The 22,455-nt window shown below is 60.3% G+C and carries 21 protein-coding genes and 1 riboswitch; of the genes, 16 read left to right on the top strand and 5 right to left on the bottom strand.

The genetic code is table 11. The features are described from left to right. Positions 1 to 152: 152 nt before the first annotated feature. Positions 153 to 1,634, top strand: coding sequence for an ABC transporter substrate-binding protein (locus XMD517_RS13980; RefSeq protein WP_173485193.1), 1,482 nt, complete (start codon positions 153 to 155; stop codon positions 1,632 to 1,634). A gap of 300 nt (positions 1,635 to 1,934) precedes the next feature. Here the strand turns inward: XMD517_RS13980 and XMD517_RS13975 are convergent, their stop codons facing one another. After that, the gene (locus tag XMD517_RS13975; RefSeq protein ID WP_254449619.1) at positions 1,935 to 2,864 is read right to left on the bottom strand and encodes a DMT family transporter; all 930 of its coding nucleotides are present in this window, start codon (positions 2,862 to 2,864) and stop codon (positions 1,935 to 1,937) included. A gap of 197 nt (positions 2,865 to 3,061) precedes the next feature. Between XMD517_RS13975 and XMD517_RS13970 the strand changes: the two genes are divergently transcribed. From XMD517_RS13970 to XMD517_RS13960, 3 genes are all read left to right on the top strand, one after another. Then, a complete protein-coding gene (locus tag XMD517_RS13970; RefSeq protein WP_173485192.1) occupies positions 3,062 to 3,670 on the top strand; it encodes a cytochrome c in 609 nt (202 codons plus the stop codon). Positions 3,671 to 3,768: 98 nt separating this feature from the next. Next, positions 3,769 to 3,973: riboswitch (cobalamin riboswitch) on the top strand. Positions 3,974 to 4,020: 47 nt separating this feature from the next. Beyond that, positions 4,021 to 4,815 carry a 5,6-dimethylbenzimidazole synthase gene (gene bluB, locus XMD517_RS13965; RefSeq protein ID WP_217360436.1) on the top strand — a complete coding sequence of 265 codons (795 nt, stop codon included), beginning with the start codon at positions 4,021 to 4,023 and terminating at the stop codon, positions 4,813 to 4,815. Between the two features lie 237 nt (positions 4,816 to 5,052). Next, the gene (locus XMD517_RS13960) at positions 5,053 to 6,210 is read left to right on the top strand and encodes a DUF4375 domain-containing protein (RefSeq protein ID WP_173485190.1); all 1,158 of its coding nucleotides are present in this window, start codon (positions 5,053 to 5,055) and stop codon (positions 6,208 to 6,210) included. A 251-nt stretch (positions 6,211 to 6,461) separates the two neighbouring features. On the opposite strand, the gene XMD517_RS13955 is transcribed toward XMD517_RS13960, so the two are convergent. Both XMD517_RS13955 and XMD517_RS13950 read right to left on the bottom strand, forming a co-directional pair. Next, positions 6,462 to 7,202 (bottom strand): YebC/PmpR family DNA-binding transcriptional regulator, encoded by a 741-nt coding sequence (locus tag XMD517_RS13955; protein ID WP_173485189.1) that lies wholly within the window; start codon positions 7,200 to 7,202, stop codon positions 6,462 to 6,464. 302 nt (positions 7,203 to 7,504) lie between these two features. Continuing rightward, positions 7,505 to 7,957, bottom strand: a complete 453-nt coding sequence (locus tag XMD517_RS13950; protein WP_173485188.1) for an Lrp/AsnC family transcriptional regulator — start codon at positions 7,955 to 7,957, stop codon at positions 7,505 to 7,507. A 100-nt stretch (positions 7,958 to 8,057) separates the two neighbouring features. Here XMD517_RS13950 and XMD517_RS13945 point away from each other — a divergent pair, with 100 nt between their 5' ends. The 12 genes from XMD517_RS13945 to XMD517_RS13890 all read left to right on the top strand — a co-directional run bounded on the left by XMD517_RS13945 (position 8,058) and on the right by XMD517_RS13890 (position 19,970). Beyond that, positions 8,058 to 8,669 (top strand): LysE family translocator, encoded by a 612-nt coding sequence (locus XMD517_RS13945; protein WP_173485187.1) that lies wholly within the window; start codon positions 8,058 to 8,060, stop codon positions 8,667 to 8,669. 73 nt (positions 8,670 to 8,742) lie between these two features. Continuing rightward, positions 8,743 to 10,524, top strand: a complete 1,782-nt coding sequence (locus XMD517_RS13940) for an SLC13 family permease (RefSeq protein WP_173485186.1) — start codon at positions 8,743 to 8,745, stop codon at positions 10,522 to 10,524. Between the two features lie 414 nt (positions 10,525 to 10,938). Further along, on the top strand, positions 10,939 to 11,502 hold the full coding sequence (locus XMD517_RS13935; RefSeq protein WP_173485185.1) for a NifU family protein: 564 nt from the start codon (positions 10,939 to 10,941) through the stop codon (positions 11,500 to 11,502). Then, complete coding sequence (tsaB, locus tag XMD517_RS13930; RefSeq protein WP_173485184.1) at positions 11,492 to 12,145, top strand: tRNA (adenosine(37)-N6)-threonylcarbamoyltransferase complex dimerization subunit type 1 TsaB; 654 nt, start codon at positions 11,492 to 11,494, stop codon at positions 12,143 to 12,145. The genes XMD517_RS13935 and tsaB overlap by 11 nt, the downstream gene beginning before the upstream one ends. 3 nt (positions 12,146 to 12,148) lie before the next feature. Next, positions 12,149 to 12,583, top strand: a complete 435-nt coding sequence (locus tag XMD517_RS13925) for a GNAT family N-acetyltransferase (protein ID WP_173485183.1) — start codon at positions 12,149 to 12,151, stop codon at positions 12,581 to 12,583. A 191-nt stretch (positions 12,584 to 12,774) separates the two neighbouring features. After that, entirely contained in the window at positions 12,775 to 13,782 is a 1,008-nt protein-coding gene (locus XMD517_RS13920) for a BMP family protein (protein ID WP_173485182.1), read from the top strand. 2 nt (positions 13,783 to 13,784) lie between these two features. Beyond that, complete coding sequence (locus tag XMD517_RS13915; RefSeq protein WP_173487945.1) at positions 13,785 to 15,371, top strand: ABC transporter ATP-binding protein; 1,587 nt, start codon at positions 13,785 to 13,787, stop codon at positions 15,369 to 15,371. Beyond that, positions 15,371 to 16,468 carry an ABC transporter permease gene (locus XMD517_RS13910; protein ID WP_173485180.1) on the top strand — a complete coding sequence of 366 codons (1,098 nt, stop codon included), beginning with the start codon at positions 15,371 to 15,373 and terminating at the stop codon, positions 16,466 to 16,468. Before XMD517_RS13915 ends, XMD517_RS13910 begins: the two co-directional genes overlap by 1 nt. Before the next feature lie 3 nt (positions 16,469 to 16,471). Next, positions 16,472 to 17,437 (top strand): ABC transporter permease, encoded by a 966-nt coding sequence (locus tag XMD517_RS13905; RefSeq protein ID WP_173485179.1) that lies wholly within the window; start codon positions 16,472 to 16,474, stop codon positions 17,435 to 17,437. Beyond that, a complete protein-coding gene (locus XMD517_RS13900) occupies positions 17,421 to 18,245 on the top strand; it encodes a purine-nucleoside phosphorylase (protein ID WP_173485178.1) in 825 nt (274 codons plus the stop codon). The genes XMD517_RS13905 and XMD517_RS13900 overlap by 17 nt, the downstream gene beginning before the upstream one ends. Before the next feature lie 40 nt (positions 18,246 to 18,285). Next, positions 18,286 to 19,203 carry a sulfite exporter TauE/SafE family protein gene (locus XMD517_RS13895; protein WP_173485177.1) on the top strand — a complete coding sequence of 306 codons (918 nt, stop codon included), beginning with the start codon at positions 18,286 to 18,288 and terminating at the stop codon, positions 19,201 to 19,203. Next, entirely contained in the window at positions 19,200 to 19,970 is a 771-nt protein-coding gene (locus XMD517_RS13890; protein ID WP_173485176.1) for a TIGR02186 family protein, read from the top strand. The genes XMD517_RS13895 and XMD517_RS13890 overlap by 4 nt, the downstream gene beginning before the upstream one ends. Before the next feature lie 122 nt (positions 19,971 to 20,092). Here XMD517_RS13890 and XMD517_RS13885 read toward each other — a convergent pair whose 3' ends face one another. After that, the gene (locus tag XMD517_RS13885) at positions 20,093 to 20,821 is read right to left on the bottom strand and encodes an SDR family oxidoreductase (RefSeq protein ID WP_173485175.1); all 729 of its coding nucleotides are present in this window, start codon (positions 20,819 to 20,821) and stop codon (positions 20,093 to 20,095) included. Then, entirely contained in the window at positions 20,814 to 22,352 is a 1,539-nt protein-coding gene (locus XMD517_RS13880) for an ATP-dependent RecD-like DNA helicase (protein WP_173485174.1), read from the bottom strand. The genes XMD517_RS13885 and XMD517_RS13880 overlap by 8 nt, the downstream gene beginning before the upstream one ends. Between the last annotated feature and the right edge of the window lie 103 nt (positions 22,353 to 22,455).

Genomic DNA, 22,455 nt, shown 5'->3' with positions numbered 1-22,455 from the left:
ACACGTGGGGTCATCGCCCCACATTCGGCGCAATATACATGCTGCATCGCAGAAAATCAAAGGTCTGGTTTGCGCACAACTCCCCCTTGCCATGCCCCCACCCCTTCGCGTTTCATGGGGGCAACAGTGACAGTCCACAAAGGAGGACAGCCATGAGTTTTCTCAAATCCACCCTTTTCGCCGCCCCCTGCGCCCTGGCCCTGATGGCGGGCACGGCGCTTGCGGGCAATGACACGATCAGTCTCGGCATGGTGCTGGAGCCCCCCAACCTCGACCCGACCAGCGGTGCGGCCGCGGCCATTGACGAGGTGGTCTATGCCAATCTGTTCGAAGGGCTGACACGGTTTGGCCCGGATGGGTCGGTGCGCCCCGGCCTGGCCGAAAGCTGGGAGGTGAGCGAAGACGGCACGGTCTATACGTTCAAACTCCGGCCCGATGTGCGCTTTCACGATGGCAGTGAGATGAACGCGGATGACGTGGTTTTCACGCTGGATCGCGCCCGCGCCGAAGACAGCACCAACGCGCAGAAGGCCCTGTTTGCCGGCATTGAAAGCGTGGCGGCGCTGGATCCGCTGACGGTTCAGGTGACGCTGGCCAAACCCAATGGCAACTTTCCCTTCAACATGGCCTGGGGGGATGCGGTCATCGTGGCGCCGGAAAGCATCGGACAGGCCGCCACCCACCCGGTCGGCACCGGCCCGTTCACCTTTGGCAACTGGGCCAAGGGCGATCACGTGACGCTTGAACGCAACCCGGATTACTGGGGCACGCAACCCGCGCTGGCCAAAGCCACGTTCAAATTCATCTCGGACCCGAACGCCGCCTTTGCCGCGATGATGGCAGGGGATGTGGACGCGTTTCCCAACTTCCCGGCCCCGGAAACCCTCGCACAGTTCGAGGCAGACCCACGGTTCACCGTGATCGTCGGATCAACCGAGGGCGAGACGATCCTGTCGACCAACAACAAGGCGCCCCTGCTGGATGACATCCGCATCCGCAAGGCCATTGCCCATGCCATCAACCGGCAAGACATCATCGACGGCGCGATGTTCGGCTATGGCACCCCGATCGGAACCCACTACGCCCCACATCAGCCCGCCTATGTGGACCTGACCGCAAACTCATCCTTCGACCCGGACCTGTCCAGACAATTGCTGGCCGAAGCGGCCCCCGACGGGGTGAAACTGCGCCTGATGCTGCCCCCGCCGACCTATGCACGGCGCGGCGGTGAAATCATCGCCGCCCAGCTGCGCGCGGTGGGGATCGAAACCGAGATCACCAATCTCGAATGGGCGCAATGGATCGAACAGGTGTTCAAGGGCAAGGATTTCGACCTGACCATCGTCAGCCATACCGAACCCGCCGATATCGGCATCTATGCGCGGCCGGACTATTACTTCCAGTATGATCGCCCGGAGTTCCAGGAGCTGAACACCAAACTCGACCTGACCTCAGACCCGGATCAACGGGCAGGGCTGCTTGCCGAAATGCAACAGATCATCGCCGAGGATTACGTGAACGGATACCTGTTCCAACTGGCCAAAACCGGGGTGGCAAACGCCAAGATCCAGGGCCTGTGGGAAAACGCGCCGACCCAGGCCAATGACCTGACCGGGGTCAGCTGGACCGAGTGATCGCAGGCCATATTCAAACTGACCATATTCAAACTGACGGGGCAGCAAGGGCGGCCCCGTTTTCCATTCAGACGGACGCCGGGGGCTTTGCCCCCGAGCCTTCGGCTCTCCCCCAAGATATTTTTGGCAAGAGGAAGATGGCAGGTGTTCTTTTCCTCTTGCCGAAAATATCCCGGGGTGAGCGAGCTTGCCTCGCGAGGGGCAGCGCCCCTTTTGCCTGAGCCAGCGGCGCAGCCGGTGGCGAGGCATCAAGCGCACCGCAGGTGCCCTTCTGGTCGGGCCGGGGGAAAAACGCCGAGGTCAGGAAGGCGTGACGCCCGCCTGAGAGCTGCGCCGTTTCAGCATTGCTTCACGCCAGGTGATATAGCTGACCGCGGACATGATCATCGCGGCACCGGCGATCACCCATCCATCCACCGGTTCGTCAAAAAGCGCATATCCCATGATCACCGCCCAGATGATCTGCAGAAATGCCACCGGTTGGGTGACTGATACAGGGGCCTCGGCAAAGGCGCGCGACATGGCATAGTGACCGCCGGTGGCAAAACCCGCCACCGCCACCAGCCAGGCCAGCTGTATCCCGCTGGGCGTGACCCAGACCATCCAGGCAAAGGGCGCCAGGGCCACGGTCACGGTCAGCGACATCATCGCCACCACCACCGCCGCCGAGGTAATCGACGACAGCCGCTTTGCAATCAGGTAGGACCCTCCCAGTCCGATTGCGGTAAAGATCATCGCAAGATGCCCCGGGCCAAGCTCTCGTACCCCCGGGCGCAGGATCACCAGAACGCCGAGGAAGGCCACCCCCACCGCACTCATCCGTCGCCACGAAACACTCTCCCCCAAAAAGAGGGCCGCCCCCAGCATGACGTAGATCGGGTTGAGGTAGTTCATCGCCGTCACCTCGGCCACGGTGATCTGGGTCATGGCGTAAAACCAGCACAGCACCGCCATCGTATGCACCACCGCCCGCGCCAGAAACAGCGTCCAGCTGCGCCGGTCAAACCGCGTCTGCGCGATGCGCCCCAGCGCGGGGGCCACGAAGATCAGCCCAAACAGAAAGCGCAAAAACGCAGCCTGGGTCGAGGGCAGGCTCTGCCCCACATGTTTCACCATTGCATTCATCGCCACAAACATCAGCCCCGCGGCCAGCATCCACAGGATGCCGGACAGGGCCCTGTTTGGCGGTCGGTTTGGCGCCGGGTTGGGGGTGGGGCTGCTGCGCGTCATGGGGGGACATGATCGGATTGCACCCGGCTTGGCAAGGGAAACCCGCGCGGCCACCTTCGCCGCCACCCCTCCCGTGCCCCTTCCCGCGCGCCCTGTGCATTGGTGTGGCAATTTGCGACCTGCCCCCGGCCGGTCCGGGCGCTATGTTTGCATCACCCCGCGCCGCCTGCGCGCAAAACCTGCCAACAGGAGCCACCATGCGTCTGATGCCTTTCCTCTTGACCGCGTTCACGCTCGCCACATCGCCACTCTGGGCCGAGGACACCACGGATATCACCGAGCTGCGCAATGATGTCTGTTCGCATTGCCATGGTGCAGAGGGTGAGGCGTCGAGCCGGATGTATCCGCGCCTCGCCGCGCAGAACCGCGACTATATCGAGAAACAGCTGCGCAATTTCCGCGACGGCACGCGGGAAAGCGACATCATGAACGGCATGGCCGAAAACCTGTCAGATGCGCAGATCACGGCACTGGCGCAATATTACTCGGCGCAGCCGCCGCTCAAACACCGGGTGCGCTCGTCGAAACAGGCGCTGGAGGCGGTGGGCTATTACATCTATCACGAGGGCAATGAGTATACCAAAATCCCGCCCTGCGCCGATTGCCACGGGGAATTTGCAGCAGGCGATGCCTCCCTGCCACGGCTGGCCGGCCAGCACCGCCATTACGTGGTGGAACAGCTGATGGCGTTTGAGGATCGCTCGCGCACAAATGACAGCGCGATCATGCATTCGGTGGCCAAGAACCTGACCGAGCTGGAGATCAACGCGGTTGCGCTTTATGTCAGTGGTCTGGTCGAGGAGTGATCCGCCGCCACGGCGTTTTCGCGGCACATCTGGTCGAAAAACGGATTGCCTGCGGAGCGCGGGCTTCCTACAACTGACCCGCCGGGGTGGCCCCGGCACACATCATTTTCAGGTGCTGCTGATGCGGCCGACCGCGCAAGGGGTTGGCGACTGAAGCGGAGAATCGGGAAGGCAGTGCAACCCTGCCACGTGCCCAACGCTGTAAAGGGGACTGGCCGCAACGATCCACTGGAGCTTGCTCTGGGAAGGACGCGGTCGGGAGGAACCTGAGTCAGAAGACCGGCCTGAAAATCATACTGCGCCGTGTGGACAACGGGGCAAGGGCATCCATCAAGGGGAATGATATGGATATGGCCAACCCACAAACATCTTTTGACAATTGTTTTGACACGGCAGAGCGCGAGGCGCTTTACAAGACCATCTTTACCCGGCGCGATGTGCGCGGACAGTTCCGCCCCGATCCGATCCCGGATGACGTGCTGACCCGCGTGCTGATGGCCGCGCATTACGCGCCTTCGGTGGGGTTCATGCAGCCTTGGAATTTTGTCGTGATCCGTGAGGACGACACCAAGCGCAAGGTCCATGATTTGTTCGAAACCGCCCATGGGGAAGCGGCAGAGATGTTCGAAGGCGCCAACCGCGACACCTATCGCTGGTTGAAACTGGAAGGGATCCTGGAAAGCCCGGTCAATATCTGCATCACCTGCGACAAGGACCGCGCCGGGCCTGTGGTGATCGGGCGCACCCATGAACCGGTTATGGATGTCTATAGCAGCGTCTGCGCGGTGCAGAACCTGTGGCTGGCAGCGCGCGCCGAAGGGCTGGGGCTTGGCTGGGTCAGTATTCTGGACCACACCCGCCTGCGTGAGGTGCTCAATATTCCCGACCGCGTGGTCCCCGTGGCCTATCTGTGCCTTGGCTATGTGTCACATTTCTTTGACCGGCCCGAGCTGCAATCCGCGGGCTGGCGTCCGCGTCTGCCGCTGGAGGAGCTGGTGAATTTCGAGCGTTTCGGGCAGGGGTCGGAAGATCCCGACGCGGTCGCGCTTCTGGAGCAGATCAGGCAGACCCAGCACAGGCTTGAAGACGGCGGGTATTCAGGGGATTTCGCACAGGCCACCTGTGACGCCTCACCAGAAACCTGACGCTCTGGCTTTGCCCGGAATGCACGCAAACTGTTGAAGTGGCGTCTTTTGGCGCCACTTCATGCCTCAGATCAAATACGCATTGCGGGCGTGTGTTATGCCAAAGGGGGTATTGGTTCCCAAATATCCCCGATTTCTTCGCGGCAGCGTCAGTTTATTTCTACCATCAACACGTCTTGCACGTTAGCATTTCATCTTAATTTTCTAATTCATCACTTCATTTAGGATAGCAATCAGATGTTTCGCTATTTTTCTAAATTCTTCCACCGCAGACACGATATTTTTGTTCCTGCCTCTGTGGTTGCCCAAGATGCAAAGGACTATGCCCTCGTTGGATCAGTGGTCAGCTGGGTAAACGCCGCCCGCAATCGAGGTGCCTACACCGCAGATGAGATCGCAAAGGAAGCTCCGCAGGTTTACAATGCCGACTACTATTACTCTCAAGTATGCAATGGAGGTCATTCTCAGTTCCGGCACAACTCCAAGATGGACCCGATGACGCTGGCTCATGCGCAGAACGGGTTGAAGAGTGCAGGCTTGACGGAGTTGGCCGAATGTCTTGCCGCGCTGGTTAAAGCGCCAGAGATGGAAAAGTCTGCGTTGGACGCACTTGATGCTCGGTTTTTCGCAGCGCATGCTAACTATCACTCAATGATCAACGCATGGCTTCTGCCTCGTGTGCGGGTGGTGCCGGATGCGGTGTACACTGCAAAGTTGGAACAATTCCTGAAACCAGATAGCGTCCGCAGTCAACGTGTTCGAGATCGTGAAGCACTCCGCTTGCAGGCCCTGATCGAGAACACTCAACTGGCGGGTTTTGCCCACGCCATACTGTCCATGACGGGACAGCAACTCATTGGTGTGCGGCCGGGCCATTTCGCAAGTATTCTCGGCCTACAGACCGTGATCTGGGGAATTGCGGTGCGAACAGAGCAGGGGAAGGAAGCTATCCTAAACGGAATGGAAGTGGCCAACCGGCTCCTCGTCGCCCCGGAAATAAAGAATAGGTCAATTGAGACAGAGGAGCAGCTCATTGCATTGATTAAGTCCGGCTACGGGTTGAGCAAAGAAACGAAAGAAACGATAGAAGAGAGCTGCCGCCAAGCACATAATGAACGTCTGGGGGTGATCGCAGCGCTTTTGCTCGAAAGGGTACCTGACTTTTCTCCTCAAGAGGTCACTGCACTCCACCTTCTTCTTGACAATGTGTCTTCGAATAACGGGCACAATATTGTGGTCCACAATCGAGGTGATCGCGGGCATTTCGTCATACTTATTGATCGCTCCCAGGCGCGGATATTAAACGTTACTGAACAGTCTATTGTAGTCCGAATGTCCAATCGTGGTCTAAAAAAAGCTCTTCGGCAATTCGACGCCCGAACTGGTGCCCGCTAACTTGATTGCCGACGAAGGCCGATCAACGCTGGAAACGGGCGCCAGGACACGCGGGTGATTAAAAGCTGTCATTTGTAAGACATGCAGCATCCATTAAATTGGGTTCTTTCAGAACCTTCGCACAATAGGCATGAAGGACAGGTATGTGCGGTGCGCTTAACAACGCCATACCCGCTTCCTGCAAGGATACTGCCCCAAAACAAAAAAACCCCGACCAATGGCCGGGGTTTTCATCTTTGATCTGAGGCGGCTTAGAGCTGCGCCAGCACCTCGTCCGAGGCTTCGAAATTGGTGGTGACGCGCTGCACGTCATCGTCATCTTCAAGCGCGTCCACCAGTTTCATCAGCTTCTGCATGCTCTCCAGATCCAGCTCGGTGGTGATGTTCGGCTGCCAGATCAGCTTGGTCGATTCCGTCTCGCCCAGCGCGGCCTCCAGCGCGGTGGCCACTTCGTTCAGGTCGGTATCGGCGCAGGTGATGCGGTGGTTTTCCTCATCGCTTTCGCAATCCTCGGCCCCGGCTTCAATCGCCGCTTCCATCACGGTGTCAGCGTCCCCCACCGAGGCGGGATAGATCACTTCGCCCTTGCGGTCGAACATGAAACCGACCGAGCCGGTTTCGCCCAGGTTGCCGCCGTTTTTCGAAAAGGTCGAGCGCACGGTCGACGCGGTGCGGTTCTTGTTGTCGGTCATCGCCTCGACAATCACCGCCACACCGTTGGGCCCATAGCCTTCATAGCGGATTTCGTCGTAATTCTCGGCCTCGCCACCGATCGCCTTCTTGATCGCGCGGTCAATTACATCCTTCGGCACCGATTGCGACTTGGCTTCCTTGACGGCCATGCGCAGGCGCGGGTTCTTGTCCGGGTCCGGGTCGCCCATCTTGGCGGCCACGGTGATTTCCTTGGCAAGCTTGGAAAAGAGTTTCGAGCGGGCGGCGTCCTGGCGACCTTTGCGGTGTTGGATATTTGCCCATTTTGAGTGGCCAGCCATGGTGATCTCCGTAAATCATTGCATGCGTGTATCAGTTGACGCGTTCAATACCCTATCGGGGTGAGAAGGGGCAAGGGGGGCTTTCGCTCACACTCAAGCCCGCTATCGGTGGCCTCGCGATGCTCGGGTCAGGGGCGCTGCCCCTCGGACTGCGTCCTCACCCCGGGATATTTCTGACCAGAAAATGAAATTACGGCTTTTTTCTTGTTCCAAATATCCCCGCCGGAGGCACAGGATGATTTGAAGGTTTGAGCCACTCACGAGCCTGTCAACTGAAGGGCGCGACGGTGGAGAGCCGCCAGTCACGCCCGCTCATCCTTGGGGGAGCCCATCACCACATGGGTCACGATCTGCTGCACCTGTGGCAGCGTGCCCAGCTTTTCGGTGTGAAAGAGCTTGTAGCTCGCAAGATCCTCGGTCTCGACCCTGAGCAGATATTCCACAGTGCCGGTGATATTGTGACACTCGCGCACCTCGTCATACCGGGTCATGGCCCGTTCAAACGCATCCTGTGCTGCCTTGGTATGGGTGTTCAGCCCCACGGTCACATAGGCGGCAAATCCGTGGCCCATCGCCGCCGGGTCCAGCACGGCGCGATAGCCCTTGATCACCCCTGCCCGTTCCAGTTCCTGCACCCGGCGCAGGCAGGCCGAGGGCGACAGGCCCACGCGATCGGCAAGCTCGGTATTGGGCAGGCGCCCGTCGCGGGATAGTTCGCGCAATATCTTGCGGTTGATCTGGTCAAAACTCGTCATTGATTGTGAAGATAGCGGTAAAATGCACAATTTTGCAATTCCAAAGCGCCTGAATTGCCCAACACTTGAGAGGACAACAGGATGCCCACGGGTTAGCTCCATGACACTTGACCTCTTCACTGCCTTCCTCGCCTTTGCCTTCGTGTCCTCGATCACGCCGGGGCCGAACAACCTGATGCTGATGTCCTCCGGGGCGAATTTCGGCTTTCACCGCACCATCCCGCATATGCTGGGCATTGGCATCGGTTTCACCGTGATGATTGTGCTGGTGGGCGCGGGGCTGATGCAGGTGTTTGACGCGGTTCCGGTGAGCTACACGGTGCTGAAGGGGCTGTCGGTCGCCTATCTTCTGTGGCTTGCCTGGAAAATCGCACATGCTGGCGCCCCAGGTAAAGGAGCGGGACAGGGGCCGGGACAGGCGGGTGGCACCCCGATGACATTTCTGCAGGCTGCGGCCTTTCAGTGGGTCAATCCCAAGGCCTGGGCCATGGCGCTGACGGCGATTTCAGCCTATGCGCCGGATCGGACCTTGCAGGCGGTGCTGGTGGTGGCGCTGATTTTCGGCGCGGTGAACCTGCCCTCCGTGTCGGTCTGGACCCTGCTCGGCCAGCAGATCCGCCGCGTCCTGACCAACCCGGCCCGCCTTACCGCCTTCAACGTGACCATGGCAGCCCTTCTGGTGGCATCGCTTTATCCGGTGCTGTTTGGCTAACCTGCCGACCCGACGCGCATTTTCCCCGTGGTCAGAACTTCCCCCCGAGGTCAATGCACAGTATCCCTAAAGCATGACCACAGATCAGATCATTCTCTTTTCGCTTTTCGCCGCCGTCTTTGCCCTGCTGTTATGGGGCCGGTTCCGCTATGACCTCGTGGCTTTTGCCGCCCTGATGCTGGGGGTGGTGCTGGGGGTGGTGCCCACCAAGGATGCCTTTTCCGGCTTTGGCCACCCGGCCACGCTGGTGGTGGCGCTGGTGCTTGTGGTTTCGGCCGGGCTGGTGCGCTCGGGCGCTGTGTTCCTGATCACCCGCACGCTGGTGGATGCAAGCCGCTCGCTGGGGGCGCATATCACGCTGATGGGCGCGGTTGGCGGGGTGCTGTCGGCGTTCATGAACAACGTGGCGGCCCTTGCGCTGTTGATGCCCGTGGACATGCAGACGGCGCGAAAGGCGGGGCGCGCGCCGGGCCTGTCTTTGATGCCTTTGTCCTTTGCCACGATCCTTGGCGGCATGGTCACGCTGATCGGCACTCCACCAAATATCATCATCGCGTCCATTCGTGGCGACGCCATGGGTGAGCCATTTCACATGTTCGATTTTGCCCCGGTGGGGGGCGTGACCGCGCTGGCCGGGCTGATCTTCGTGGCACTTGTCGGCTGGCGCCTGATCCCACAACCCGCCAGCAGCGAGGCCGCCCGCGATCCAATGGCGGACGCAGGGAACTATGTCGCGGAACTGACCGTGCCGGAAGACAGCAAACATATCGGCAAACGCCTGAAAGAGCTGCTGGAGGCGGCCGAGAAAAACGACGTCGCCATCCTTGGCCTGGTGCGGGACGGCAAGCGCCGCTATGGCACCCAGCGCAACACGATGCTGGCGGCGGGGGATGCGCTTGTGCTTGAGGCCCGCCCCGAGGCGCTGGATGAATTTCGCACCGCCCTTGGCCTGGCCTTTGCCGAGGAGGCGCGGCAAGAGAAGCTGACCGCCGAAGGGGCGGGGCTTTCGAAAATCGAAGTCGTGGTGCCGGAAACCGCCCGCATTGCCAGAAAAACCGCTCAGGCCATCGGGCTGGGCTGGCGGCGCAGCACGGTCTTGATGGGAATTTCGCGCGCGGGCAAACAGATCACCAAACAGGTGCGCAAGACCGAGATCATGCCGGGCGACATCCTGCTCCTGCTTGTGCCCGCAGGCAAAGAGGCGGATGTGATCGAATGGCTGGGCTGCCTGCCGCTGGCGGAACGTGGCCTGACCGTGACGCAGGATGAAAAGGTCTGGTGGGCCATTGGCCTGTTTGCGGGTGCGGTTGCAGCGGCAAGCTTCGGGCTGGTTTACCTGCCGGTGGCGCTCGGGCTGGTGGTGATTGGCTATGTGCTGATGAAAATCCTGCCCCTTGCGGATATCTATGACCATATCGAATGGCCCGTCGTCGTGTTGCTGGGCTCCATGATCCCACTGGGCGCCGCGCTGGAAACATCCGGCGGGACCGAGCTGATCGCCGGAACATTGGTGGGGATCACGCAGGGCCTGCCCGCCTGGGCAGTATTGACCGTTTTGATGGTTGTGACCATGACGCTTTCGGATGTGCTGAACAATACAGCCACCACAATTGTCGCCGCACCTGTCGGCATCCAAATGGCAGACGCCCTGGGCAAGAACCCCGACCCGTTCCTGATGGCCGTGGCCGTGGCCGCAAGCTGCGCCTTCCTCACCCCGATCGGTCACAAAAACAACACGCTGATCCTTGGACCCGGAGGGTATCGCTTCGGCGATTACTGGCGCATGGGTCTGCCACTGGAACTTCTTGTGGTGGCAATTTCGATCCCCGCAATCCTGCTCTTCTGGCCGCTCTGATCACCACGCGCTCCCGCGCCCTTACGCCCTGTCGGGCGACAGGCTTGGGCGTGGCCTCGCAGCGCTCGGTTCATTCCTGCCTGCGCCGCTGCGCGCCGCGCTGGGGGCTTTGCCCCCGAGCCTTTGGCTCTCCCCCAGGATATTTGGGGCAAGAGGAAGATGGTAGGTGCTCTTTTCCTCTTGCCTCAAATATCCCGGGGTGAGCGAGCTTGTCTCGCGAGGGGCAGCGCCCCTGGCAGGCTCACAACGTGAGCCACCGGTCGCGGCGGCGGAGCAACGTGGCGAGAGCGCCGTGTCAGTGCGTAGCAGCACCAAACCTTGACAGTTTTGCCCCTCAGGCGCATATCCATTGCAACTCTTATGTTCCGGCTCTGCCCGATCTGTACAGCCCGGAACGTTTCCGAAAGGTGCGCCATGTTTATCCAGACCGAATCCACACCAAACCCCGCCACGCTGAAATTCCTTCCCGGACAGGATGTTCTGGGTGCGGGCACGGCTGATTTCCCATCGAAAGAAGCGGCCGAGGCCTCACCGCTTGCGCGCCGTATCTTTACCGTGAACGGGGTGACCGGCGTCTTCTTCGGAGCCGATTTCGTGACCGTCACCAAAGCGGATGCGGTCGAGTGGGACCATGTGAAGCCCGCCATTCTCGGGGCGATCATGGAGCATTTCCAATCCGGAGCTGCCGTGATGGAGGCGGATGGTCAGGCCGCGTCCGGACATGCGGAGCACACGGGTGAAGATGCCGAGATCGTGGAGCAGATCAAAGAGCTTCTGGACACCCGTGTTCGTCCTGCCGTGGCCCAGGATGGAGGGGACATCACCTTCCACGGTTTCGAGCGCGGCATTGTTTATCTCCACATGCAAGGCGCCTGTGCGGGCTGCCCCTCCTCGACCCTGACCCTGAAAATGGGCATCGAGAACCTGCTCAAGCATTACATCCCGGAAGTGATCGAGGTGCGCCCCGTTGCCGCCTGAGCCATTGATCCTTGCGTTTGACACATCGGCCGCGCATTGCGCGGCCGCTTTGCTGCGCGGGGACGTGATTGTTGCCAGCCGTCATGAAGAAATGGCCAAGGGCCAGGCAGAACGGCTGATGCCACTGCTGGACGAGGTCCTGCAGGACGGCGGGGCAGACTGGCGCGAGCTGCAGGCGATTGGGGTGGGCATTGGACCCGGCAATTTCACCGGCATTCGCATTTCCGTGGCTGCCGCGCGCGGGCTTGCGCTGTCTTTGGGCAAACCGGCCATCGGGGTGTCCTTGCTTGAATGTCTGGCCTTCGGGGCGGCGGGGCCGGTTCTGGCCTGCCTCGATGCCCGGCGCGATCACCTGTATCTTCAGCGTTTTGCGACGGGCAACAACCGGGGTCCGGAACTGGTGCCGATTGGGGACGCATCGGACTGGGCGCTGCCCGGCCTTTGCTGCATCGGCCAGCGGGCCGATGAAGTCGCCGAGATGACCGGCCTGCCCCATGCTCCCGCGGCCTTTTCCCCTGCATCCGCCATCGCCCGGATTGCCGCCACGCGCTGGCAGATGCCCGAAGCCCGCCCCGCCCCGCTTTATATCCGCGCCGCCGATGCCGCCCCGCCACGCGATCCGGCCCCGGTTGTTCTGGACTGAGCGATGTCCGGCATCGTTCCTGACCCCACCGTTCTTGCCCGGATCCATGCGGCCAGTTTTGACAACATGCGACACTGGTCCGCTCAGGAATTTGAAGAGCTGCTCGCCTCGCCTTTTGTCTTTGCCGAGATGGCCGAGCAGGGGTTTGCGCTTGGCCGTGAAATTGCAGGCGAAAGCGAGCTTTTGACCATCGCGGTGCTGCCCGAGGCACGTGGTCAGGGGCTGGGCCGCGCACTTTTGGCCCGGTTCGAGGCGGCAAGTGCGGCGCGGGGGGCGCAAGACCTGTTTCTGGAAGTTGCAGCTGATAACGTGTCAGCGCTATCACTTTATCGCGGTGCGGGGTGGCGCGAATCCGGTCGCCGGGTCGGTTATTACGATAGACCAAATGGTCAAAAACAGGATGCCATCGGGATGCTGAAACAATTGCGAAACGATTGACCCCACGTTAATCATCGCGAAAAACAGCGCAAATCACGGCTTTCCCCAGTCATTCCGTCGCCTTCCCCTTGCCCTCTGATCCAAAACCCGGATGATCTTGCGCAGCGACTTTCTCGCTCTGAAAATGGGAATCACACCAATTGGTCAAAAAATGACCGGGGGCGACCCAACACTGATAACGGGAGAACCACATGACCCTGATGAAGACCCTTCTAGGCGCTGCAGCCGCAGTTGCCGTGACCGCTGGCGCGGCTCTGGCCGATCCGGCCGTCATCTTCGACCTGGGCGGCAAATTCGACAAATCCTTCAACGAAGCGGCGTTCCGTGGCGCCCAGCGCTGGGCGAATGAAACCGGCGGCAAATATCTGGAAATCGAACTGCAGTCCGAAGCCCAGCGCGAACAGGCCCTGCGCCGGTTTGCCGAAGCGGGTGCCAGCCCGATTGTGACCACCGGCTTTGCCATGGCGGATCCGGTTGCCAATGTGGCGGCCGATTACCCGGACACCAAATTCGTCAATATCGACGGGTTCATGCCGGAAATTCCGGCCAACGTTCAGATGATCGCCTTTGAAGAGCATCAGGGCAGCTATCTGGTCGGTCAACTGGCCGCCATGGCATCGAAATCCGGCACTGTCGGCTTTATCGGTGGGATGGATGTTCCGCTGATCCGTCACTTTGCCTGTGGCTATGCCCAGGGCGCGCTGGCCACCAATCCGGACATCAAAATTGTCGCCAACATGACCGGCAACACGCCGACAGCCTGGAATGACCCGGTGCGCGGCGGTGAGCTTGCGAAAGCACAGGTTGCCCAGGGCGCTGACGTCATCTACGCCGCAGCAGGTGGCACCGGCATCGGTGTTCTGCAAGCGGCTGCGGACGCTGAGGGCGTTCTGTCGATCGGCGTTGACTCGAACCAGAACCACCTGCATCCGGGCAAGGTTCTGACCTCGATGCTGAAACGCGTGGACGTGGCTGTGTATGAAGCCATGAAAGCGGGTGACGACCTTGAAACCGGCACTCAGATTCGTCTGGGTCTGGCCGAAAACGGCGTTGGCTACTCGGTGGACGAAAACAACTCGTCGCTGGTGAGTGTTGAAATGAAAAACGCGGTGGAAAACTCCAAAGCCAAGATCATCGCCGGCGAAATCGACGTGGTCAGCTACTACACCAATGACAGCTGCCCGGTGCTTGATTTCTGATCATGAGCGAACAGCGAAACGAACCGGGGCAGCAGGCAACTGCTGCCCCCTCAGGTTCCCCGGCCATTGAACTCCGTGGTATTTCCAAGGCGTTCGGACCGGTGCAGGCGAACAAGGACATCTCGATTTCCGTCCAGCCGGGCACGATCCACGGGATCATCGGCGAAAACGGCGCGGGCAAATCCACCCTGATGTCCATCCTTTACGGGTTTTACAAAGCCGACAAGGGGCAGATATTCATCAACGGGCAGGAAACCCAGATCCCGGACAGCCAGGCCGCCATTCGCGCCGGCATCGGCATGGTGTTTCAGCATTTCAAACTGGTCGAAAACTTCTCGGTTCTGGAAAACGTGATCCTTGGGGTCGAGGATGGCCCGCTTTTGCGCCCATCACTGGCCAAGGCCCGCCGCGAATTGACGGCACTGGCCGAGGAATATGAACTGCGGGTGGACCCGGATGCTCTGATCGAAGATCTGGGCGTGGGCAAACAACAGCGGGTCGAGATCCTCAAGGCGCTCTATCGCCGGGCTGACATTCTTATTCTGGACGAACCCACCGGGGTTTTGACCCCCGCCGAGGCGGACCACCTGTTCCGCATCCTCGACGGGCTGCGGGCGCAGGGCAAAACGATCATCCTGATCACCCACAAGCTGCGCGAAATCATGGAATATACCGACACCGTATCGGTGATGCGGCGCGGACAGATGACCGATACGGTCAAAACGAAAGACACCACGCCCGAGAAGCTGGCCGAGATGATGGTCGGCCGCAAGGTGTTGTTGTCAGTGGATAAAATCCCCGCACAACCGGGCAAACCGATCCTTGAAATCGAAAACCTGCGCGTGGTGGACGAGCAGGGGGTCGAACGCGTCAAGGGCATCGACCTGACGATCCGCGCGGGCGAAATCCTTGGCATCGCAGGTGTGTCCGGCAATGGCCAATCAGAGCTGATGGAAGTTCTGGGTGGCTATGCGCAGGCGACCGGATCCGTGCGCCTCAACGGGCAGGAACTGGACCTGACCGGCAAGAAATCCGATGCGCGCTCGCGCAGGCAGCGGGGCATTGCCCATGTGCCGGAGGACCGGCAGGCGCGCGGGTTGATCATGGAGTTTCCGGCCTGGCAGAACATGGTGTTCGGCTATCACGATGACCCGGAATACCAGAAAAACCCGGTCCTGATGGACAATGCGAAGATGGTTGAAATCACGCAGGACAAGATGGACCGGTTTGACGTGCGCCCGCCGCACCCCAACCTTGCGGCCAAGAGCTTTTCCGGCGGCAACCAGCAAAAAATCATCGTGGCACGAGAGATCGAGCGCAACCCGGACCTGCTTTTGGTCGGTCAGCCGACCCGCGGTGTGGATATTGGTGCGATTGAGTTCATTCACCAACAGATCGTCGCCCTGCGCGATCAGGGCAAGGCGATCTTGCTGGTGTCGGTGGAGCTTGAGGAAATCCTGTCACTCTCAGACCGCATTGCCGTGATGTTTGATGGACATATCATGGGGGAACGGATGCCATCCGAGACCAATGAACAAGAGCTTGGCCTGCTGATGGCCGGCGAAAACGGGAACGGAGGGCAGGCATAATGGACAAGATGCCGAAATGGGCGGACGTAGCCCTGATCCCTGCCCTGAACCTGACCCTGGCCTTTGCCCTGTCCATGGCGGTGATTGCCGCCATTGGGCAAGATCCGTTTGAGGCCGTCAAACTGATGGTCACCGGTGCGCTGGGGTCAAGCTATGGCTGGGGCTATACGCTTTACTATGCCACCAATTTCATCTTCACCGGATTGGCTGTGTCGATTGCTTTCAAAGCCGCACTGTTCAACATCGGCGGCGAAGGGCAAGCGGCGCTTGGCGGGTTGGGCGTGGCGCTGGTGTGCCTTTACATCCCCTTCCCGCATTGGTCGGTGGCGATCCTGTTTGCCATGCTGGGCGGCGCGCTGTTCGGGGCGCTTTGGGCAGTGATCCCGGCCTATCTGCAGGCAAAGCGCGGCAGCCATATCGTGATCACCACGATCATGTTCAACTTCATTGCCGCCTCGCTTCTGAACTATGTTCTGGTGAACATATTGCGCCCGAAAGGCGCGATGGATCCGGCTTCCGCCCGGTTCCCCGAAGCCACCCACCTGCCCACTTTCCACGACATTCTGTCGCCCTTGGGCATCGCCTTTTCCAAATCCGCCCCGGTCAACGTCTCTTTCCTGATCGCCCTGATCGCCTGTGTGGCGGTCTATCTGCTGCTGTTCAGGTCGCGCCTGGGGTATGAGATCCGGTCCTTTGGCCAAAGCCAGAGCGCATCGGTCTATGCCGGGATCTCACCGGTCAAGATCACCATGATCGCAATGCTGCTGTCTGGAGGGCTGGCCGGGATGATGTCGATCAACAACACGATGGGCGAAAGCGAGCGGCTGATCCTGAACTCGGTCGAGGGGGCAGGCTTCATTGGCATCGCCGTGGCGCTGATGGGGCGCAACCACCCGTTTGGGGTGCTGCTGGCCGCACTTCTTTTTGGGTTCCTGTATCAGGGCGGCGGCGAGCTTGCCCTGTGGATGTCGATCCCGCGTGAGCTGGTTCTGGTCATTCAGGGTCTGGTGATCCTGTTCACCGGCGCACTCGACAATATGATCCGCATCCCGGTAGAGCGCGCCTTCATCCGCGCCGCCAAGCGAAAGGGGGCATAAGTCATGGATTTTCTGACCATCATCCAAATCCTCGATTCAGCTCTGCGCATGGCAACCCCGCTTTTGCTGGCCTGCCTCGCGGGTCTGATCTCGGAACGGTCCGGCGTGTTTGACATCGGGCTTGAGGGCAAGATCCTTGTGGCAGCCTTCTTCTCGGCGGCGGTGGCTGCGCATTACGACTCGGTCTGGTGGGGGATGCTGGCGGGCATCATGGTCTCGATCGGATTTTCGCTGGTGCATGGCGTGGCATCAATCACCTTCCGTGGCAATCAGCTGATCTCAGGGGTCGCGCTGAACTTCCTCGCCTCAGGCCTGACCGTGCTGGTCGGCAACAGCTGGTTCGGGCTGGGTGGACGTACGCCCACGCTTGAAGGGCCAGAGCGGTTTGACCCGATCCCCCTGCCGTTTGCAGATGCGGTGAAAGATGTGCCTTATCTCGGGCCGATCTATTCCGACCTGCTGTCCGGCCATACGTTGCTGGTCTATGTGGCGCTGCTGTTGGTGCCGGTCACCTGGTATGGGCTTTACCGCACCCGGTTTGGCCTGCGCCTGCGCGCGGTGGGAGAGAACCCGGCGGCCGTGGATACGGCAGGTGTTTCGGTGATCCGCCTGCGCTATATCGCGATGGTGATTGCCGGGGCGCTGTGCGGATTGGCCGGGATCTATCTGGCCACCGGTCTCAGCTCTGGCTTTGGCAAGGAAATGAGCGCGGGACGCGGGTTCATCGCCCTGGCCGCACTGATCTTTGCCAAGTGGAAGCCGGTGCCGGCACTGGGGGCCACGCTGCTGTTTGGCCTGCTCCAGGCAATCTCGATCCGCTACCCAAAACTGGAAATCGGGCCGATCACCCTGCCCTCACAATTCATGGAGGCCCTGCCCTATATCCTGACCGTGATCATTCTGGCAGGCTTTATCGGCAAGGCGGTGCCGCCCAAAGCCGGGGGGGAACCTTATGTCAAGGAACGCTGACACCCTTGCCGCGAAAATTCGCGACCTTGCGGGCCCTGAACCGGTTGAGCTTGGCCTGGTGCTGGGGTCCGGTCTGGGGCATCTTGCGGATGCGGTTGAGGGGGTGGCGATCCCTTACAGTGAGCTTCCCGGTTTTCCCCATGCAGGCGTGTCCGGCCACAATCCGCACCTTGTGATCGGCAAGCTCGAAGACACCCGCGTCGCCGTTTTTGGCGGGCGGGCGCATTATTATGAGAGCGGGCGGGCGGATGTGATGCGCCTGCCGCTGGAGGTGCTGAAGGCGCTGGGCGCTGACCGGCTGATCCTGACCAACGCCGCCGGGTCACTGCGCCGTGACATCCCGCCGGGGGATCTGATGCTGATCGAGGATCACATCAACTTCTCCGGCCTCAACCCGCTGATCGGCGAGCCGACAGACGCGCGTTTCGTGCCGATGGGCGGGGCCTATGACGCGGATATGCGCCGCGCATTTGAGGGCATTGCACATGATGAGGGCATCACCCTGAAGCCGGGCATCTATGCCTGGTATTCCGGCCCCTCGTTTGAAACCCCGGCCGAAATCCGCGCGATCCGCACGCTGGGTGCGGATGCGGTGGGCATGTCCACGGTGCCGGAGGTGATTCTTTCCCGGTTCCTGGGGCTGCGTGTGATGGGGATTTCAACCATCACCAACATGGCACAGGGCCTGTCGGACGAAGCGATCAGCCACGAACATACCAAAGCCATGGCGCCACTCGGAGCAAAAAAGCTGGAAAAACTGGTTCGCCGGTATTTAGCCCGTGACGAGAGAGCTGAAATTGCGCAATAAATTGGGTTAACGCTCCAATTCGATACAACTCGGTCTGCTGATGCAAATCTATCTTCCGATCGCCGAAGTTTCGGTGAATGCCTTTTTGCTCCTTGGGCTTGGCGGGATCGTCGGGATCCTGTCCGGCATGTTTGGTGTCGGAGGGGGGTTCCTGATGACGCCGCTTCTGTTCTTTATCGGCATTCCCCCGGCGGTGGCGGTTGCGACCGAGGCCAACCAGATCGTGGCCTCCTCCTTTTCCGGGGTGCTGGCGCATTTCAAGCGAAAGACCGTGGATCTGAGGATGGGGCTGGTGCTGCTGGTCGGCGGATTGATCGGCGCAGCGCTTGGGGTGCAGCTTTTCAATGCGCTCAAGGCGATTGGACAGGTCGATCTTCTGGTCAAGCTCTCTTACGTGCTGTTTCTGGGGATCATTGGCGGGCTGATGTTCCTGGAAAGCCTGAGCGCCATTGTGAAGACCCGCGGCGGCAAGGTGGTGTCCACCCGGCGCAAGCATTACTGGGTGCATAACCTGCCCTTCAAAATGAAGTTCCGCACGTCGGGGCTGTATATTTCCGTCATCCCCCCCATCTTGGTGGGGGTGCTGGTGGGTGTGCTGGCCGCCATCATGGGGGTCGGCGGCGGGTTCATCATGGTGCCCGCGATGATTTACCTGTTGGGGATGCCGACCAAAGTGGTTGTGGGCACGTCCCTGTTCCAGATCATCTTTGTCACCGCTTTCACCACGCTTTTGCATGCCACTACCAACTATACGGTGGATATGGCGCTGGCGGTGTTGCTGTTGATCGGCGGGGTCGTGGGCGCGCAGATCGGGGCGCGGATCGGGGTGAAGCTGAAGGCCGAGCAGTTGCGTATTCTTCTGGCGCTGATGGTGCTGGTCGTCTGCGGCAAGCTGGCCCTGGACCTGTTGATCCAGCCGGAGGAACTGTTCGAGATCGGCGCGGGGGCGGGCCATTGAGACGTTTCCTCGCCCCGCTTTTCGCCCTGATTTTTGCCGCCCTCCCCGTGCAGGCAAAAGAAGATATCGTCGCTGGCCTGAGCCAGAACATGGTGTCGATCAACGCAACCTTCGTGGGATCCGAAATCCTGATCTTCGGCGCGGTAAAACGTGAAAGCCCCGCACCGACCGATGAACCGCTGGAAGTGGTGGTGGTGGTCGAAGGTCCAAACCACCCCGTGACCGTGCGCAAGAAGGACAAACGCTTTGGGATCTGGGTCAATACCGATGCTCTGGAAATTGCATCCGCCCCAAGCTTTTATGCCGTGTCCACCTCGTCCACACTGGACGGATCCATCAGCGTTCTGGATGACCTGCGCCACCTGGTGTCGGTCAATCGCGCAATCCAGATCAGCGACAGCCCGTTCACCAATGTCGATCCGACGGAATTCACCCAGGCGCTGATCCGCATTCGCGAAAACAAGGGCACATACCGACTTTTGGAAAACAATGTCACCGTTCGGGAAGACACGTTGTTTGACACGCGGATTGCCTTGCCCTCGAACCTGACCGAGGGGCAGTATCGCACGCGGATCCTGCTGACACGAGGCGGGTATGTCGCGGCGAGTTATGAGACCGTGATCAATGTGCAGAAGGTTGGGCTTGAACGCTGGATCTTCAACCTTGCCCGCAACCAGCCCCTGATCTATGGCCTGCTGTCGCTGTTCATCGCCATTGTCGCAGGATGGGGGGCCTCGTCGATCTTCCGCTTTATTCAACGCGGCTGACTCTCGGGAACGGGGTCTGCGGGGAAATCAAAACCAGAAAACTAGTTTTCTAGTTTTCTAGTTTTCTAGTTTTCTAGTTTTCTAGGAAAACTGCCGACAGACTCGAAAGCCGACAACAAGCCCTAACCGCGTCCGATATAAGGCATCTTGGTTGCCATCACCGTCATGAACTGGACATTCGCCTCCAGCGGCAAATTGGCCATATGGAGAACCGAGCGCGCCACATCGTCCACATCCATGGTGGGCGGCGGCACTTCACCACGCGATACCGCGTCATCGACAATCCCCTGCAACAGATCCGTGCGCGCATTGCCAATATCAATCTGCCCGCAGGCAATATCAAAGGGGCGCCCATCCAGGCTGAGCTGCCGTGTCAGCCCCGTGACCGCATGTTTCGTGACGGTGTAGGTCACGGCCCCCTCACGCGGAACATGGGCCGAAACTGACCCGTTATTGATGATCCGCCCCCCTTGAGGCCCCTGCCTGCGCATCTGGGCAAACCCCGCCCGGGCACACAGAAACATGCCGGTCAGATTTACATCCAACGCCCGCTGCCAATCCTCCAGCGACACTTCGTCAATCGGCGCGGCGCGGGTAAACAGACCCGCATTGTTAAAGAGCACATCCAGCCGCCCCGCCCGCGACACAAACTGCTGAAATGCCTCTTCCACCGCATCCGGATCCGAAACATCCGCCGGCAGGACAATGGCTGTTTCCCTGCCATCTGCCAGCGCCTCCAGCAATTCGGCCCGCCGGGCAAGCAGGCCAACGGTCCAGCCTTCCGCCAGAAACAGCTCGGCCACCGCCCGGCCAATCCCGGCGCTGGCCCCGGTGATCAGGATGCTAGACATCCTCGCCCCCTTCCCCCTGCAGCTGCAGCGCCACCGCCGGCGCTTTCAAATCATCGGTTCCCAGCCCCTCAAGCGGGCGCGCCATCGCATATCGTGTCACCCAATGCAGCCGATGCTCTGCCCGCGTGATTGCCACATATGCCAGCCGTTTCCACAGTGGAATACCTGCCTCATTCCGCCCCATCTGGGCCGCCGCATAAATATCCGGAGCAAAGACCTGCACATCGGGCCACTGGCTGCCCTGCGCCTTGTGGATGGTCACCGCGGCCCCATGCAAAAAAGCCGCCCCCATCCGGGCTGCGAAGGGAATGAACGGCTCTTCCTCGTCCGGAAGCTCAATCTTTACAATTGATGCGGCAGAAACCTGCGGGTCCTCTGCTCCAATCACATGCAGGCGCGAAAACCCCGGCTTTTTCCCCGGCCCAAGATAGACACATTGCGCCCCTTTGATCAGCCCACGCGCCTCCAGATCAATGCGTTTCTTGCGGTGCTTCAGCGGCAACTCGATCCCATCACAAATCAAGGGCTCACCGGGCAAAAGCTCCTCTGCCGGCGCGCCAAACGCCCCGCGAAACGCCGAAATCAACCGCACCCGCGTCTTGTTGCGCCAGACCAGAACCGGAGAGCGCGCCATCAAGTCCGCATTCACCCGCGGCGCCATCCGCACCCGGTCATCACGCGCAGCTGCCTCTTCAATCATGCGTTCGAAGCTATGAAAACTCAGCCCATCATCCGCCAGCGCATGGGCAAGATCCAGGATCGGATTGTCATCTTTTTGGCGATGAATGCGGTGCAACTCCATCTTCCGCATCTCACCCAGCTTATCAAACACCATCGTGCCCGATTGCCCAACAGGCGCCAGCTGCGCCGGATCGCCAAACAGGATCAGCGTCGGAAAAATCTCGCGCAGGTCATCGAACTGCTTGTCATCCAGCATCGAGCTTTCATCAATGAACCCGATATCAAGCGGATCATCGCGCCGTTTCCACCCGGTGATAAAGTCCGACCCGCGCAGCCCGGCTGCGGCCAAAGCCCCTGGGATCGATTTGTTGGTCTGAAAAAACGCGAAAGCACGGTCCAGCGCCTCCTCTGTCAGCCCCTCAATCTCGGGCCGCTCGCCCTCGCCGTTCAGCCATTCGGCGATTTTCTCATATTCCGGGTCATAAACCGGTGTGTATAGAATTCGGTGAATGGTGGTGGCAGGCACCCCCCGCATCCGCAAAACGGATGCCGCCTTGTTGGTCGGGGCAAGAATGGCCAATGTGCGGCGATCCTTCTTTTTCTTGCCCTCATAATCGCCAGAAACGACCTCAACCCCGGCGGCCTCAAGCGCCTTGTAAAGCTCAGCCAACAGCATGGTTTTCCCAGACCCGGCCTTGCCCATCACCGCAAAGACCTGCGCTTTCCCATCCGCCATCGGCGTCAGCAACGCGTCATCCAGATTGACCCCTGCCCCCCGCAGCATATCCGCCACGCGGTCATGGGCCTCTGCCTGGTCCTCGGAAAACGTGATCGGGGTCTGTTCGCTCATGACGCGACCCTATCCGCTGCATCAATACGCGAAAAGGCGAAACTCCCGCTTCGCCTTTTTTCTTGTCTCAAATATCCTGGGGTGAGCGCACAGCGCGAGGGGC

Source organism: Aliiroseovarius sp. xm-d-517 (assembly GCF_013283135.1).
Taxonomy (GTDB): Bacteria; Pseudomonadota; Alphaproteobacteria; order Rhodobacterales; family Rhodobacteraceae; genus Aliiroseovarius; species Aliiroseovarius crassostreae.
The sequence above is the reverse complement of the archived record's forward strand: the minus strand, read 5'-3'. Positions and strand labels throughout refer to the sequence as shown.